The following is a 16795-nucleotide window of genomic DNA, read 5'->3' as shown; positions in this document are numbered from 1 at the left end:
AACTACCCATACAAAAAAATATATAATGCACAAGTATATATCCTTTATATTAAAAAAGATATAACCTCATATCAAAAAAAGTATACCTACGAAATTAGGGACATGCTACTCAAAATTTTTATATAACTATGTTTACTACCTTATTTGGTACAGCATATATAGTGCGAATTTTGCTTTGATCGATTTTGTTAGATACAGAACCTGTTGCTATTTTCTTCAATTCTTCTTGAGGTAAATCAGTTTCTACTTTGATAGTCGCACGCAACTTTCCATTAATCTGTACTGCCACAGTTACCATATTATCAATTAGTAGTGATTCATCAGCTTGTGGCCAAGGCTTTAGATATAGCATACCTTCGCCTCCTATTTTTTGCCATAAATTTTCAGCCAGGTGTGGCATGAATGGCTCAATTACTCTGATTAGTATGCATATACCTTCATCAATAAGAGATTTTCCAGTTTTTACGTCTATTTCAGCTATTAAATTTGTCATTTCACGAAACTTTGCTACCACACAGTTTAATCTGCAGTTTTCCAAGTCATCTGTAAGCCCTTGCAATAGTTTATGGATTTTTTTTCTGTACTCTAGGAGTTTACCTACAATGTTTTCATTGTCATAGTGTATGTTTACGGGCCTAAGTTGCACTACCATACGCCACAATTTATTTATGTAGCGAAAACAACCTTCCACGCCATCATCAGACCATTCCATATCTTTTTCTGGGGGGGTATCGGATAATACAAACAAACGAGCAGTATCAGCACCGTATTTTTCTATGATAAAGTTTGGGTCAACTGTATTCTTCTTTGACTTACTCATCTTTTCGACTTTTCCAACTTGGATCTTAGCACCCTTCGCAATCAACTCTTTTGCTTTTTCGGGAAAGAGCCATTTGCCATTCTCATCTTTATAAGTTATATGGCAGACCATTCCTTGAGTGATTAAAGTAGAGAAAGGCTCTTTAACGTCAAAATAGCCACATTTAGTTAAAGCACGGCAGAAAAACCTTGAGTAAAGCAAATGTAGAATTGCATGTTCTATTCCACCTATGTAATAATCAACAGGCATAAAACGATTACAAGTATCTTTATTAATCGATTTATTTTCACTGCAAAATGCAGCAAAATACCAAGAAGATTCAAAAAAAGTGTCAAATGTATCAGTTTCACGTTCTGCTTGCTTTCCGCACTTTGGACAATCAACAAATTTCCAGGTTGGGTGCTTATCCAGGGGATTACCACCACTTGTAAATTCTACATCCGTTGGTAGAACAACAGGGAGGTCTTTTTCTGGAACTGGAACAATTCCACAATCTTTACAATGTATAATAGGTATAGGACATCCCCAATAACGTTGCCTTGAAATTCCCCAATCGTGTAGACGATAGTTTATTGTTTTCTTACCTATTCCTTTTTCTTCAAGTTTTTTTATGATTACTTTTTTTGCCTCATTAATCATTAGTCCGTTTAAGAATTCAGAATTGAACATCACTCCATCACCGAAGTACGGTTCTTTTAAGATCTCTGTGGTCTCTTCACAAACTACAGGAATAATCGGTAAACCATACTTCTGTGCAAATTCAAAATCACGCTGATCATGTGCAGGGCAACCAAAAATCGCACCTTCTCCATACTCCATCAACACAAAATTCGCTACATAAAGTGGCAACTCTTTATCAAGAAATGGGTGTTTTACGTTTAATCCAGTGTAAATTCCTATTTTTTCATCAATTGTCATTCCAGCGCGTGACGCTGGAATCTCATCTTTTTCCTGGATCCCAGTGTCGAAGCACTGGGATGACAAAACTTCAGGAGCATTTGGAAGTATGATATCCTGCACAATAGGATGCTCTGCTGCTATTGCAAGAAAAGAAGCTCCAAATAAAGTATGAGGAGAAGTTGTAAAAATCTTTAATTTCTTATTCAGGCTAACTATTTCAAATTCTATAATTACACCTTCAGATTTTCCTATCCAGCGCTCTTGCATAGTTTTGACTTTTTCTGGCCAATTTTTTAAACTTTGCAGACAATGAAGCAAATCTTCAGCAAAATCAGTAATCTTTAAAAACCATTGGAATAACTTACGTTTTTCAACAACTGCACCTGATCGCCATCCTTTTCCATCAACCACTTGCTCATTTGCAAGCACTGTTTGGTCCACTGGATCCCAATTAACCCACGACTCTTTTCGATAGGCAAGACCATGCTTTAAAAAATCCAGAAAAAATTTCTGTTCGTGTTTGTAATAATCAGGCTCACATGTGGAAAGCTCGTGATTCCAATTGTAGGAAAGACCTATAGATTTTAGCTGTGCACGCATATTGTCTATATTCTCTTTTGTCCACGCTGCAGGGTTAATATTATTGTCCCTTGCTGCATTTTCAGCTGGTAATCCAAACGCATCCCAGCCAATTGGGTGCAAAACCTCAAATCCATGAGCTCTCTTGTAACGTGCTATAACATCTCCTATTGCATAGTTACGCAGGTGCCCCATATGAATCTTACCAGATGGATATGGAAACATTTCCAACACGTAACATTTCTTCTTTTTACTATCTTTGCTTACAGAAAAATCCCACTTATTTTGGTAGAATTTTTCAACGTTTTTAAAATCATATTTCATAAATTCAATCACAGTTTATATGTACTAAAGGATCGACTGCTTGACCATTATGCCTTATTGTGAAACACATCTGCGGATCTTTATCTTGTGTGCTTGATTTACCTGCAGATCCAATTACTTGACCTTGTTTTACTTTATCACCAATTTCAACTTGTATGTTTTTTAAATAGGAGTACATAGTCATGTAATTATCTTTATGTTCCACTATAATTAAATTTCCGTACCACCTCAGGCCTTTGCCTACGTATATTACTTTGCCAGGTGCAGAAGCAATAACCTTTGTTCCACTTTGAGCAGTAATTTTTATGCCATCTTGACATATTTTATCAGAAGAGGTAACTGCACCTTTAACCGGTATTACAAATTTACACATGCTTTGTGCATTATTGTTATATACCTTATCTACAAAGGCTTTTCTACTTTCTTTTCGCAGCGAAGAATCAACATTTTCTTTAATCAAATGATACTCCCTTGTGTACTCTAGGTCTCTTTTCCCATAAAATTCTTCGCCTTTAAGTAGTACAGGTGCAGGTTTTTGCAGGCCACAGCTTATCAGTATTGCTGATAATATAAAGAACAAGGCTATACGACACATACACTTATCTCTAGATATATCAACTTTCACAAAACTTTATAGTGTTTTTCGTCTATTTATTACTTTCTTCATTTATTTTATCAGTCAAATAGTCTCTTAAATCGGTAAGTTCTTGCAACAAATTTCTTGAATAATGATCAATTCTTACATCGTTACCAAATTCCTTTTGTACTCCTTTTATTGTATATCCTTTGTCATATAGCATATATTTTATTTTCTTTATTGCCTCTATACACTTATGATCATATAGTCTTCTTCCCTTCCGTTTTATGGGTTTAATTTGATGGAATTGACTTTCCCAGAATCTTAAAACATGCTGCTCCAAATGTAGTTCTTCAGCTACTTCTCCAATTGTGTAAAATAATTTTTCCTTATTCATCGGTTGTTTATTAATTTCTTCATCATTTTTGAAGGTCTAAAAGAAATTGATTTTCTCGCTTTAATTACTACCCTTTCCGATGTCTTTGGTATATTTCCTGGTCTTTCTTTCTTGTTTTTAACCAAAAATGTTCCAAATGAAGATATTTTTACTATTCCATCCTTTGCTAAGCTCGTTTTTATCTCATCCAATATATCATCTATTATTGCAATAGAGTCTTCTTTCGATAATCCAATTTCCTGGTTTATACATTCAGCTATTGTTGCCTTAGTTACTGTTGTGTCTTTTGTTGTCATAATTTATTACAGTATGTTAATATAATATAACAATCGACTCAAGATTCAGCTACTTTATTTTTATAGTATGTTTCTTTTGTAGCGTAATTAAAAATACTAGCAAATGTTAACATTGCAAATATTGTGAAAAGCGCCATTTGATGATCTGAAAAAAGTGCTAAAATTGACACTAAAATTCCACTCATAACAAACATAAATCCATTGATAATGGATGATGATGTGCTAATATACTTCTGCTCAACAATCTCACTACCAACAGTAAAATTAAGCATATGTCCTCCTGCAAAAAAACCAAACATTAACATACAAAAGTATATAATATGAACTGTTAAATTACCGCATAGTAAAATAATAGCTGAAATACTTTGCAATGTGGCAAAAGCAGAGATTACGTGCCTTCTATTTTTAAATAGATTTGAGATTAGATCTGCAATTGGAGCACCAACTGCAAGACCAAGCCACAATATTGCAGTTGCCACACCTAACTCCATTGTATTGAGTTCTAAGTTGCTTAGTAACCTTGGTGCCCACAGCATATTAAGCGCTAAAAATGTTCCAAAAGTAATAGCACCCACTATTGAGGTTATCCAGATATCTCTTAATTTTAGCACTGTTAGTACAGAACATATTACTGTTTTTATAGAGCTCTTTATTGTGTATTCCCCCAAATTTTTTTTTGAAAGTCCTTTCGGATAAAAAAACATAAGTACAAATATCGATACGCCAAATAATATTACGCATACAATAAGATTTTTCCAATCTGCACCTTCGGCAAGCAAGCTAGAGAAGCACATTTGAATCATCAAAGCAGAAAGACTTGAAATTGTCTGCACTAGTGAGAACATCAGTCCAAATTGAGTAAGGGGAAAATATGTGCTACTTACATGAGCAGCGCCAATAAAACCAAACGATGCTCCAATTGCGATCAAAAATTGAGATAAAATTAAATGGGCAAAATTGTCACTCTTGATAAGGACAAAAAAACCAAAGAGCATGATTGACAATGAGAAAAAATAAATTTTTTTGCTGGAAAAAACATTAAACATTGCCCCACTAAAAAATTGTGAGATAGCAAAAGTCCAAGTATATGCTGAATTAGCTAGTGCAACTTGCGCGATTGTGAGCCCAAGTTCTTTTTCAAGATTCACGCTTATAAAGGTGTAGATTATCTGCATATTGCTGAATACAACAATCAAGTTACTGATTAGCCAAATGAACCAAGCTTTATTTTCCATAAGATTTTTTATAAATAGTCCATTGATAATAAACCTCTTTTAGGCTCTGATTATTGTTAAAACAGTTGCAATTATAGTATGATATAAAAGCTATGAAACAACAAATTTGTTGTGAGATTTAATTTGTTAGAGTCTGTACATAATCTCAAGAAAGAAATAAGTTCAACAATCATTACCTATAAGATAAAAGGTGAAAATTTGAAATTATCATGAACTGGCTCATTTTTCTGCCACTTAGATGATGTTTTTTCAAATTGTTGATAAATCAAAGTCAGTTTAGCTATTAATTATTCATCTTTTTTCTAATTATGCAGTGGATCTATTATTAAACCTTTCAATAATACTTTTTATTTTTGCTGCCTCTTCAAACTCTAAATTTTCAGCATGCTTCAACATTTGTTTTTTCAAACTGCTTAGATCATTCTGACTAAAATCCTCAATCACCACTTTTTCCCGTAAAGTATTTGATATAGGCTTTATTATAGTTTTTGGTACAATATTATGCAGTGTATTATGCTCTGTCTGTTTCTTTCTTCTCCTTTCAGTTTCTTTCAGTGCACGATCCATAGAATTAGTAATTTTGTCTGCATATAAAATTACTCTGCCTTCAACATTTCGTGCAGCACGACCTATCGTTTGAATGAGCGAAGTCTCTGATCGTAAAAACCCTTCTTTGTCAGCATCTAAAATTGCAACCAATCCACACTCGGGAATATCAAGACCTTCCCGCAACAAGTTAACGCCAACAAGAACATCTATTTCTTTAGATCTTAATTTGCATATAATTTCAATTCTTTCCAGTGCACCAATATCTGAATGTAGGTAAGTTACTTTCATACTGAGCTCACTCATATGCTCAGCTAGTTTTTCAGCCATTTTTTTTGTCAATGTGGTAATTAGAATACAAAACCCTTTTTTTATCGTCACTTGTGCCTCATGAATCACATCATCAACCTGACTCCCTGTTGGTTTTATGATGCAGATGGGATCTGTCAGTCCTGTTGGGCGGATAACTTGCTCTATAAATGCGTGATTAGTCTTTTCTAATTCATATTTTCCTGGAGTAGCCGAAACGTAAATAGTCTGTGGCCGTATTGCCTCCCACTCTTCCAATTTTAATGGACGGTTATCAAAAGCAGAAGGTAGCCTAAAACCATAATCTATCAATTTCTTTTTACGTGCTTCATTACCGCTATACATTGCACCTATCTGGGGAACGGTTACATGGCTTTCATCAACAAATAAAATTACATCTTTAGGTAAATACTCAAACAATGTAGGCGGTGGATCTCCGGCTTTCATTCCGTAAAGATAACGCGAATAATTTTCAATACCTTTACACACTCCCGTTGCCATCATCATTTCAATATCAAAATTAGTACGCTGCTCAAGGCGTTTTGCTTCAACAATTTTGTTCTGTGAATAGTAATAATCCAGGCGTTCATGTAGTTCTTTTTTAATCAATTGAACTGCTTGCAAAAGAGTCTCACGTGATGTAGTGTAATAGCTATTTGGAAAAATGGTGACTGTATCTATGCGTCTGATAATATTGCCGTTCATGGCATCAATCTCAGAAATTTCCTCTATTTCATCACCAAACAATGATAAACGCCAAGCTTTATTTTCATAATAGGCAGGAAATATATCAATAATATCGCCGCGCACTCTGAAATATCCTCGCTCAAATCTGACATCAGAACGTTTATATTGGAGATTAACTAAATTATTCAGAAAGTCATTAACATGAATCTTATCTCCAGCACTTAAAGTCAAGGTCATGCTGAGATAGCTCTCAGGCGAACCAAGACCATATATACAAGAAACACTCGCAACTACAATCGTGTCCCTACGCTCCAAAAGAGAGCATATAGCAGAATAGCGTAGCATATCAATTCTTTCATTTATTAAAGAGTCTTTTTCAATATAAGTGTCTGTTTGTGGCGAATAAGCCTCAGGCTGATAATAATCATAATAAGAAATGAAGTATCCAACAGCATTGTGAGGGAAAAATCCTCTCATCTCCTCGTAAAGCTGCGCCGCTAAAGTTTTATTATGTGCCATAATTAATGCAGGCCTGTTTGTTCTTGCAATAACATTTGCCATAGTGAAGGTTTTTCCAGAGCCAGTAACTCCAAGCAAAACCTGATCTCTTTTATTACTATTTAACCCTGCAACTAAGTTGTCTATTGCCTGTGGTTGATCTCCAGCTGGCTGAAAATGTGTAACTATTTGAAATTCCATACCTTTATATTTTCATAATGTATTTATTACTATACAATACATTTGCTAGTGTAAATAAGGTATGAAAGAATGAACATAAAAAACTCTATTTTTTCTTTTTATAGAGCCTGCTCCAAATCCTGTTGTTGGTTAATACAAAAAACACCGTCAAAATTATAAAATATGTCACTATTTTTAGCCCAAGTTTATGTCGGCGCTCCAGTTCTGGCTCTGCTGCCCATTGTAAGAAATTTACCACATCATATGCCATATTTTCAACTGTGGCTTGCCTTGTACCATCATATTCTACCATTCCTTCAGAGAGTGGTGGTGCCATAGCTAACCTGCCTGTTGAAAAATATGGATTAAAATATAAACCGTTCTCATCATGTTCACCGTTTTGATAACCAATTAGTAGTGAATAGACATAATTTGCACCATCATGTCTTGCTTTGACAATTAATGATAAGTCCGGTGGAATTGCTCCATTGTTGCTTGCTGCAGCTGCTTCTTTTGTATCAAAAGGTGCAATAAAATAATCCGAAGACACTCCCGGCCTATCAAACATTTCACCCAAATCATTCGGACCATCTTTAACTTGGTAAGAGGCTGCAATTTGTTTTACATCCTCTTCAGAAAAACCAACATCTTGCAAATTACGAAACGCTATTCTATTCATTGAATGGCAAGCAGCACAGACTTCCTTGTATACTTTATAGCCACGCTGAATTGACTCTCTATCGAAAGATCCAGTAATTCCATCAAAACTCCAGTCGATTTTCTTATTTGGTAAAGGTTTAAACTCCTCTGCAGACAAAGAATTAGTGAGAAGTAATATACAAAATACAGCAACTTTAACCAACAGCATCACTTCATCTCCGGAACGGAATCGCTTATTGTTTTTGGTAATTTTTTTGGTTTCTCATACTTACTAAGTAAAGGTAAAACTATCACAAAATATGAAAAATAATAAAGAGTTGAGAGCCTACTTAAAGTAATGTAAGGCTCCTTAACTTCTTGTCCCCCAAGCCAGGCAAGAAATGCAAAATTTATTGCAAAAACCCAAAAAAATTTCTTAAATAATGGGCGATAAGCACCACTTTTAACCTTTGATTTATCAAGCCAAGGCAAAAGAAACCACACTAAAATAGATCCAAACATGGTAAGTACACCAATAAGTTTATTTGGAATTGAACGCAGCATCGCATAAAAAGGTAAGAAATACCACTCTGGCACTATATGTACTGGAGTTACCATAGGATCAGCCTCTATATAATTATCAGGATGCCCAAGATAATTAGGAGCATAAAAAACAAATGCAAATAAAATTATAAAAAATAAACCAAAAGTTATGCAGTCCTTTGCTATATAGTAAGGATAAAAAGGAATGGTATCCTTATCTGACCTGACTTCTATTCCACTTGGATTATTAGAGCCAAACCTATGCAGAGCAACAACATGCAACATAGCTAAAGCGATAATAATGAAAGGCATAAGATAATGCAGCGCAAAAAAACGATTGAGCGTTGGATTATCAACAGAGAAACTTCCCCATAGCCATATAACTATTTTATCACCAATTAAAGGTATAGCCGAGAATAAATTAGTTATAACTGTTGCACCCCAAAAACTCATTTGTCCCCATGGAAGAACATATCCCATAAAGGCAGTTGCCATCATTGCAAAAAATATAAATATGCCAATAAACCATACCATTTCTCGCGGTCTCTTATAAGATCCGTAATATAATCCACGCATGATATGAACATAGACCACCATAAAGAAGAGCGACGCCCCAACAGCATGAGTATAACGTATCAGCCATCCATAACTTACGTCACGCATTATACGCTCCACACTATTAAATGCATGATCAACATGCGGAGTGTAGTGCATGGCAAGAAATATACCTGTTATTATTTGTAAAATCAGCGCTATACCAGCTAAAGAACCAAAATTCCAAGCATAATTTAAATTTTTTGGTACTTGATAAGAAGCAGTATGTTTTAGAAAAGAAAATATAGGCAGTCTATACTCTATCCAACCTAATATACCTTTTTCTTCTATTATTTCTTTTTTGCTATCATCTTCCATAACTTAAAGCTTTGTCATCTTAACTCATTGTATTGTAACAATTTAACGCTAATAAACAATAAAAAGTTTAAGTTTAAAGAGTAGATTTCACAAAAACAAGCACTCAAATTTGAGTGCTTGTTTTAAAGGGATTTTTGATGACATACACCTTTAGATATTGTTGAATTGCTTAATGAACTTCGAGGACATTGATAAAGTTTTTCACACTTACTAAGTGCCGTCTCGAATTTTTTTTCTATAATGTCAAGTTCTCTTTCTTTATTTTTTTCTGCTGTCAAAGGTGAATCGTCTAGTGGCCTAAAATGTTGTTTTCTTGTGAACTTACTTATTGCTAAAGCAGTTAGCAGAACTGTTCCATTACAATCAATTTGTGAAGAACCAATAGGACTTCCAGTTAAATGTGCAACAGATTGCTGTACAGTAGGTAAAGCAGGAGCGCTGCTGAATAAGCAACTGATGGTGGTAGTTATCCAACTAAATATACTATTAATAAAAGAAGAAGGTTTTACTGCATTGCTTGCAGTGCTGCTAACTTCTTCAAAATTTTCTCTGATAAGAGTGAAGGAAGAATTCACTGTTCTACTTGCCAAGTCTGTGGTATTACTAACTTCCAATTCTATCTTGATTGCTTTGGTAGGGAACAATGAAAGATTCGCTGCACTACTTACAGAATCTGTGGCGTCATTAGCGTCTAACCCTACCTTAACACCTGCTTTTATAGAAGTTAATTTTGCTTCACAATCATCTTCAGTAGCACTGCTCAATACAGATTCTATCTCTTGAATTTTACTATTGCTATTACATCTATCTTTTCTATAACCTCCAACAACATCTAATGCTGTTTTGCCGTACTGACTTTGAATACTAGCATCAGCACCTCTACAGAGTAGGAGTTTTACCATATCTAAATGACAATGGTTAAATGCTAAGTACAAAGGTGTAAAGCCTTTATAATTTGTAGCATTGATGTTAGCATCACGATCAAGTAAAAACTGTGCTATTTCTAGTTTGCCATTAATAGCAGCAATGTGTAAGGGAGTACTCAAATATCGACTGCTAATAGTAGTATTAACATCAGCACCACTGTCACACAAAAACTGCAATACCTTTAAGTTACCTATGTAAGTAGCAGAATGCATAGGCTTCATACTATATTTTTCATTATTCAAAATCTCATTTTTTATGTGTCTATGTTCTGCCTCTTTAATATATTCTTTAACTTTCTCAAAATCATCTCTGTTTATAGCAGAAAATAATTTTTTTCTCAGGCTCTCAATTATTTCTTGTCTTTCCATCAAATACCTCCTAAAAGACAACGTTCCCGGCTCTATATCACACAATTTAGTATGTGCAAGTGAAATTTACAGAGAAAAAATTTCAATAGTTAAAAATTAGGTCTTCAGCAATCTATCACTTTAACTTTCGTACAAGACATGCTGAGCTTCCTTATTCAAATTTTTTTGCTCTTAATAAGAAGCAATATGCTTTAGAAAAGGAAATAAGGGATAAGTTTTGTAAATAAGCACTCGAATTCTAGTGCTTATTTTAACTGATTTAGAGGGACTTTTGATGCATACCTTTAGATATCGTTAAATTGCTTAATGAACTTTCAGGACATTGATAAAGTTTTTCACAACTACTAATTGCCGTCTCGAGTTTTTTTTCTATAATAGAAAGTCTTGTCAGAGGTGGATTGTCCAGTAGCCTTGAATACTTTTTCCCTGTGAACTTTTTGACCACTACATCAACTAGTAGAGCTGTTGCATTAAAATCAACTTGTGAAGAACCAATTGGGCTACCAGCCAAGTGATCAACAGATTGCTGTGCAGGAAGTAAAGTAGGAGCACTGCTGAATAAGCCATTGAGTGTGGCAGTGGTTACCCAACTAAATATACTATTAATAAAAGAAAAAGGTTTTACTGCACTGCTTGGTGCAGGATCTGGAGTATCACCAGCTTTCAATCCTATCTTAGTATTTGCCCTGGTGGAGGCTGAGAAAGGGTTCGCTGTACTACTTGCTGCATCTGGAGTATCACCAGCTTCTAATTCTAACTTAGTATTTATTCTAGCAGAAAGTAATAGTTCTGTACAATTATTTTTATGAAATCTTAACACAGCTAAGAATATTTTTTTTATGTCACAGCCATCACTGCAAAGACTTTCATAACCTGGAATAACCTCAAATGCTATTTTGCCATTTGTACTTCTAATGTTAACATCAATATTATGATCAAGCAGAACTTTTGCTATATCTAATCGACAATGATAAAGTGCTAAGTGTAAAGCTGTAAAATTTTGCATTCCTTGAAAGCTAGTGTTGCCGTGAATACAATCAAATACAACTTTCTCCATATCATATGTTACAATAATGGATACGGAAGGAACAATGCACGCATCACTCACAGCATTAACACGAGCACCATTGTTAATCAAAAACTGCAATATCTTTGAGTTAGCTCTGTAAGTAGCAAAATGTATAGGTGCCATGCCATATTGCTTACCATTAATAATATCATTTTGTACACCTTTAATCTTTGCCTTTCTAACACATCTTTTAACTTTCTCAAAATCAAGTTTGTTTATAGCAATAAACAATTTATTCCTTAACTCTTCTATTCTGTATTTTCGCATCAAATACCTCCTATCAGACAACGCCCTTGGCTTTGTATCACATGATTTAGTATTTACAAGTAAAATTTACAGAGAAAACAATAGTTAAAAATTAGGTCTTTAGCAATCTATCACGTGCTGCGTTTAACTTTTGTGCAAAATATTCCGAGCCTCCCTTGTCTGGATGGACCAGTTTCATTAAATTTTGGTATGCCTTATTGATTTCATTTTGGCTTGCCTCGGAATTCAGCCCCAGTATTTTTAATGCTTCATCTTTGGACATATTATCACCAGTGTAATTTTTGGTGTAACTTTTACTGCTGTTAAATTCGTTCAAAAACTTACTTAATATAGAGTTCATCATAAAACTTATGTTATTTCTCTTTGCCAAAAAGAGAAAAAATACAACAACGCTAGGTAAAACAAACGTGATTATTGTGAATATCAAAAAAAGGAAGAAGATGAATGACATGTATATTTTTTTATCATTTTATGATTAAATAGTAACAATTATAATTGTCATGGTAAATAACATGTTTATCCAGATTGAAGAAACACCAAACCCAAACACGCTGAAATTTCTTCCTGGTTTTGAAATTCTGAGCGAAGGAGAAACAGCTGATTTTTCAAATGCAGATGAAATAAAGAACTCCAAACTAGCAGTAAATCTTTTTCAAATAGAACATGTTGTAAGAGTATTTTTTGGTCATGATTTTATTTCGGTAACAAAATCAGATAGAATGAATTGGGATATAGTAAAGGTGGAAATTTTAACTACAATTATGGATCACTTTACTTCTGGTGGAAAAGCATTTGATAAAGAAGGAGTAAGTGATAATAAAATGCTAGAGGAAGAATTCTTTAATGAAAATGATATAGAAATTGTAAATAGAATAAAAGAATTGATGGAAAGTTATATTAAACCTGCAGTTGCTCAAGATGGTGGTGATATCAAGTTCCGTGGCTATAAAGACGGAATAGTTTACGTTGAACTGCAAGGAGCTTGCTCTGGGTGCCCAAGTGCTGCAATTACCTTAAAACAAGGAGTGCAGAATATGCTAAGCTATCACATACCAGAAGTTTCAGGTATAGAGACTATGCTATGACTAATCAAACAGTTAGAGGAACAAAAGATCTCCTGTTTGATGAATGGTACAAGTTTAAACACATAGAGCAAACAGCAAGCAGAATCTCAAGTTTATACGGCTTTTTACCTGTTCAAACTCCGATATTTGAATACACAGAAGTCTTTACAAAGACTTTAGGTGATAGCTCAGATATTATCACTAAAGAGATGTATACTTTTATTGATAAAGGGGGAAAGAGCATAACTCTGCGTCCTGAGTTCACTGCAGCTATTGTTAGGTTACTCATTGAAAAAAAACTGCAAACGCCGATAAAATTATTTTCAATAGGGCCTGCATTTCGCTATGAAAGACCGCAAAAGGGAAGACAAAGGCAATTTCATCAGATAAATTTTGAGGTTTTTGGCATAGAAGATCCAAAAGCTGATATTGAATTGATATCACTCGCTCAGCACTTACTAACTGAATTTGGCATCAATAAAAATGTAAAGCTGGAAATCAACTCTCTGGGTGATAGTGAAACAATAACTCAGTATAGAGAAGCTTTGATATCGTATTTAAAAAAGTTTCAAAATGACCTATCAGAAGATAGTCAAAATAGATTGATTAAAAACCCACTCAGAATATTAGACTCTAAGGATAAGACAGATAAAGAAATAATCTCTGACGCACCAAAAATCAGTGATTATTATACAAAAGAATCTTCATATTTCTTTGACCAGGTGTTAAATGGACTGCAAGCTCTTGGCATACCTTACACTGTAAATAGCAAATTAGTTCGAGGTCTAGACTATTATTGTCACACAGTATTTGAATTTGTCACAGAAGATTTAGGTGCACAAGGAGCAGTTTTTGCCGGTGGAAGATACGATAATCTAGTATCTTCAGTAGGTGGAAAACACACTCCAGCAATAGGATTTGCAGGGGGGATTGAGCGTATAATGGAATTAATCAACTATGCTGAAAAAAAAGAGAGGCCTATTTATATAATTCCAATCGGTGGAGAAGCTGAAGAACATGCTCTAACACTTGCAAGTGAATTACGCAGAAATGGTTTATATGTGATTTACGAATATAGTGGAACTCTAAAAACCCGAATGAAAAAAGCAAATCAAGCAAATGCAAAAGTTGTATTAATCTTTGGTGATGAAGAGCTAAGCAGTAAAACTTTAAAAATTAAAAATATGGACACGGGTGAAGAAAAAATGATTGCTCGCGATAAAACCGTAGAAAATATCTAATCAGAAGCAATAGGAGTGTTAGCTATAGAAGAAAATTCCTCTGCACAAGAATTTTTCATAGCGTTTAATATATCATAATCTGTAAAATCTAATTTTATCGGTGTAATAGTAATAAAACCTCCTTTTATTTTATCTACACTACCACTGCCTGAGTGTTCCCGAGACCAATTTAAGCTCAAAGAACCATTTAAGTTTTCAGTAAAAGTTAAATCACCATCAATGTTATATTCACCTTGTTCAGCAAATTCGACCCCTTTCACTTTTTCTGTAGCAGGAAAATTTATACTCATCACTATATCTTTAGGCCAACCAACTTTCATTAGCTTGCTGATAACCTTTGGTGCAAAAACTTTTGTATTGTTCCAGTCTATTTTATCATGATAAACTTGGCTCAGCGCAATAGAAGGTATAGATCTTGCAGCACCTTCCATTGCAGCACCGATTGTGCCTGAATAACAAATATCATCTCCGACATTTGATCCAATATTTACTCCAGATAATATTAAGTCTGGTTTCTTATTCATAATTTTATTTAACGCGATAATAACACAATCTGCGGGAGTACCAGACATACTAAACTCCCTTTCACTATGTTGGTTTATTCTAATAGATTGTTTCACTGGGTAATCAAGAGATCTTGCAGATCCACTCCTGTCAGTATCTGGTGCCACTATCCATACTTCCGATGCAAAATTGTGTGCAATTTCTTTAAGTAGTCTTATTCCTTCACTTTCAAAACCATCATCATTTGTTATCAATATTATCATATGTAATACTCACCTATCAAAGTATACTAATGAGGTTTGAAGTTTCTTTTCATAACCATAACAAAGAACCTGCTATAAATCAATAAGGAAAAATTAGAAGATGGCCAGATTGCCATCGTTTAGTTTGCTATGAGTTAACTGCAAATACCAATTTTAGCTTCACGCCTAACTCACAATCAAAGCTTAGGCAAGTCTCAGAGCTCTAAGCAGCAGAGAATCTTGTATGCCCTGCAAAAAATGCTTTCATCTTTTCAAGGTAAGTAGATGGTTCTGCAGGAACTTCTATCTCATTTATCTGATAAGATATTGCTGCATCTATGACTTCATCTGTTATTAATTCTCTCAGCCTTTGTTTTATCTGTCCTCTACGAATATGTTCTCCATAGTCATTATAAAACTTCACATATAACTCTTTCAATACAAATTCTTTTATAGCACTTCTCATATGAGAAATTCCATCCTTTACTTCATCATTTGCATTGCTCAAATCCACTTCAGAACCTGGCGAATATAAGTCATCAAAATTTTCTTTTAAAATCTTTATTTTAAAGTAGTGCTTATCTACAGATTGCTCAAGAAATTTTTTAGTAGCATTACCTGCCAACTCTCCTATTATCTGAGGTTCTAGTTGAGCTGCAAAATTATTTTCTGCTTCAAGGCCACTTAATGCATAAATGATACGATTAAGCATTCCAGGACCACATTGGCGATTACTTTCCTCAAAACGAACCAGCAATATGGATTTCAACAGCTCTACATCTGCATTTTGCTTTGTTGCTGCAATTAAAACTAAATTTATGGCCTGTGTTAATGTCAGTCCGGTTTTAGAATCTACCCATCTTACCCATTCTCCTTCTCTATAATTATCTACCTTCAAATAAGGTGCTATCAGTTCTTTCTGAGGATTTGTCAAACCTCTTATATAACTTTTAAATTCTTCATTCAGCTCGTTTGACGGACTACCATATTCTTTTTAATTTTTTGGCACACTCAATAACGCTTTGCTCAAAACTTCTAGTATGAACATTCTGATTACCAGTACCTACATCACTTACATTAAACAAAAAGCTCATTTGCTTTACACTTAAACCCAGAGGCGAGAAGAGCTTTATTAATGGATACTTTATTAACTCAAGAAGTGCTACTGGGATCAATAATATAGTATTAATAAGCACTAAACATATTCTAAGACCCAACGCTCTACTATTTGATAATGTTCTGCTAAGCTCTGATATCTTCGATGAACAATACAAAAATGGTAATTGGATACAATATATTGAGTATATAGAAAAAAATAAAATCTTATCTTTCAACCCTATTGTCGGGTCATTATATACTTCAGAAAAAATGTTATCATCACTATTTTCATTTTTGAAAGATTGATAGCTACTTGTAATCTTTTCTGTAAAAATAGAACAGAGCTTATGCAGTCCGTAGCACAAAACACAAGTGGCAAGTAAAACTGCAAGTGTTCCAAAAACAGCTAACACCTCACTTGAAGTTTTGGCAAGAAGGAATGCATAAAGCGCATCAATAAAGATCTCAAGTAAGTAGTCAAATAAAAAAATTGCTCCAATAGCAGCACCAACTAATAGAACATACCCACAAACAACCAAAAATGTTTTTAACCTCGGATTCATAAACCACTTC

16 protein-coding genes are annotated in these 16795 nt (G+C 34.2%); 2 read left to right on the top strand and 14 right to left on the bottom strand.

From position 1 onward, the window contains the following. Positions 1-118: 118 nt before the first annotated feature. From leuS to OOK82_RS04975, 11 genes are all read right to left on the bottom strand, one after another. Positions 119-2623, bottom strand: a complete 2505-nt coding sequence (gene leuS / locus OOK82_RS05025) for a leucine--tRNA ligase (RefSeq protein WP_264704529.1) — start codon at positions 2621-2623, stop codon at positions 119-121. Positions 2624-2627: 4 nt separating this feature from the next. Beyond that, positions 2628-3218: a murein hydrolase activator EnvC family protein gene (locus OOK82_RS05020; RefSeq protein WP_007302156.1), complete on the bottom strand. Its 591-nt coding sequence runs from the start codon at positions 3216-3218 to the stop codon at positions 2628-2630. A 52-nt stretch (positions 3219-3270) separates the two neighbouring features. Beyond that, positions 3271-3597, bottom strand: a complete 327-nt coding sequence (locus tag OOK82_RS05015) for a MerR family transcriptional regulator (protein WP_010402982.1) — start codon at positions 3595-3597, stop codon at positions 3271-3273. Beyond that, positions 3594-3893: an integration host factor subunit alpha gene (locus tag OOK82_RS05010; protein ID WP_007302154.1), complete on the bottom strand. Its 300-nt coding sequence runs from the start codon at positions 3891-3893 to the stop codon at positions 3594-3596. The genes OOK82_RS05015 and OOK82_RS05010 overlap by 4 nt, the downstream gene beginning before the upstream one ends. Positions 3894-3931: 38 nt before the next feature. Beyond that, positions 3932-5128, bottom strand: a complete 1197-nt coding sequence (locus OOK82_RS05005; protein ID WP_264376050.1) for an MFS transporter — start codon at positions 5126-5128, stop codon at positions 3932-3934. Between the two features lie 306 nt (positions 5129-5434). Next, positions 5435-7369 (bottom strand): excinuclease ABC subunit UvrB, encoded by a 1935-nt coding sequence (gene uvrB / locus OOK82_RS05000; protein ID WP_010402971.1) that lies wholly within the window; start codon positions 7367-7369, stop codon positions 5435-5437. 85 nt (positions 7370-7454) lie between these two features. Further along, a complete protein-coding gene (locus OOK82_RS04995; RefSeq protein WP_264376048.1) occupies positions 7455-8216 on the bottom strand; it encodes a cytochrome c1 in 762 nt (253 codons plus the stop codon). Then, positions 8216-9442 carry a cytochrome b gene (locus tag OOK82_RS04990; RefSeq protein ID WP_264376047.1) on the bottom strand — a complete coding sequence of 409 codons (1227 nt, stop codon included), beginning with the start codon at positions 9440-9442 and terminating at the stop codon, positions 8216-8218. Before OOK82_RS04990 ends, OOK82_RS04995 begins: the two co-directional genes overlap by 1 nt. Positions 9443-9564: 122 nt before the next feature. After that, positions 9565-10737, bottom strand: a complete 1173-nt coding sequence (locus tag OOK82_RS04985; RefSeq protein ID WP_264686855.1) for an ankyrin repeat domain-containing protein — start codon at positions 10735-10737, stop codon at positions 9565-9567. Between the two features lie 259 nt (positions 10738-10996). Next, positions 10997-12073: an ankyrin repeat domain-containing protein gene (locus OOK82_RS04980; protein ID WP_264686856.1), complete on the bottom strand. Its 1077-nt coding sequence runs from the start codon at positions 12071-12073 to the stop codon at positions 10997-10999. A 91-nt stretch (positions 12074-12164) separates the two neighbouring features. Continuing rightward, the gene (locus OOK82_RS04975; protein ID WP_236607909.1) at positions 12165-12416 is read right to left on the bottom strand and encodes a DnaJ domain-containing protein; all 252 of its coding nucleotides are present in this window, start codon (positions 12414-12416) and stop codon (positions 12165-12167) included. A 169-nt stretch (positions 12417-12585) separates the two neighbouring features. On the opposite strand from OOK82_RS04975, the gene OOK82_RS04970 reads away from it, so the two are divergent. Both OOK82_RS04970 and hisS read left to right on the top strand, forming a co-directional pair. Beyond that, on the top strand, positions 12586-13158 hold the full coding sequence (locus tag OOK82_RS04970) for a NifU family protein (RefSeq protein WP_006015115.1): 573 nt from the start codon (positions 12586-12588) through the stop codon (positions 13156-13158). Next, complete coding sequence (gene hisS / locus OOK82_RS04965) at positions 13155-14378, top strand: histidine--tRNA ligase (RefSeq protein ID WP_064085321.1); 1224 nt, start codon at positions 13155-13157, stop codon at positions 14376-14378. The genes OOK82_RS04970 and hisS overlap by 4 nt, the downstream gene beginning before the upstream one ends. Here hisS and surE read toward each other — a convergent pair. The 3 genes from surE to OOK82_RS04950 all read right to left on the bottom strand — a co-directional run bounded on the left by surE (position 14375) and on the right by OOK82_RS04950 (position 16785). Then, entirely contained in the window at positions 14375-15145 is a 771-nt protein-coding gene (gene surE / locus OOK82_RS04960) for a 5'/3'-nucleotidase SurE (protein ID WP_264686858.1), read from the bottom strand. The genes hisS and surE overlap by 4 nt on opposite strands. A 202-nt stretch (positions 15146-15347) precedes the next feature. Then, positions 15348-16058, bottom strand: coding sequence for a hypothetical protein (locus tag OOK82_RS04955; RefSeq protein ID WP_264704528.1), 711 nt, complete (start codon positions 16056-16058; stop codon positions 15348-15350). Between the two features lie 46 nt (positions 16059-16104). Continuing rightward, positions 16105-16785, bottom strand: a complete 681-nt coding sequence (locus tag OOK82_RS04950; RefSeq protein ID WP_264686860.1) for a hypothetical protein — start codon at positions 16783-16785, stop codon at positions 16105-16107. Positions 16786-16795 lie beyond the last annotated feature (10 nt).

The organism is Wolbachia endosymbiont (group B) of Apotomis betuletana (assembly GCF_947250475.1).
Lineage (GTDB): Bacteria > Pseudomonadota > Alphaproteobacteria > Rickettsiales > Anaplasmataceae > Wolbachia.
This window is presented reverse-complemented; position numbering and strand designations above follow the sequence as displayed.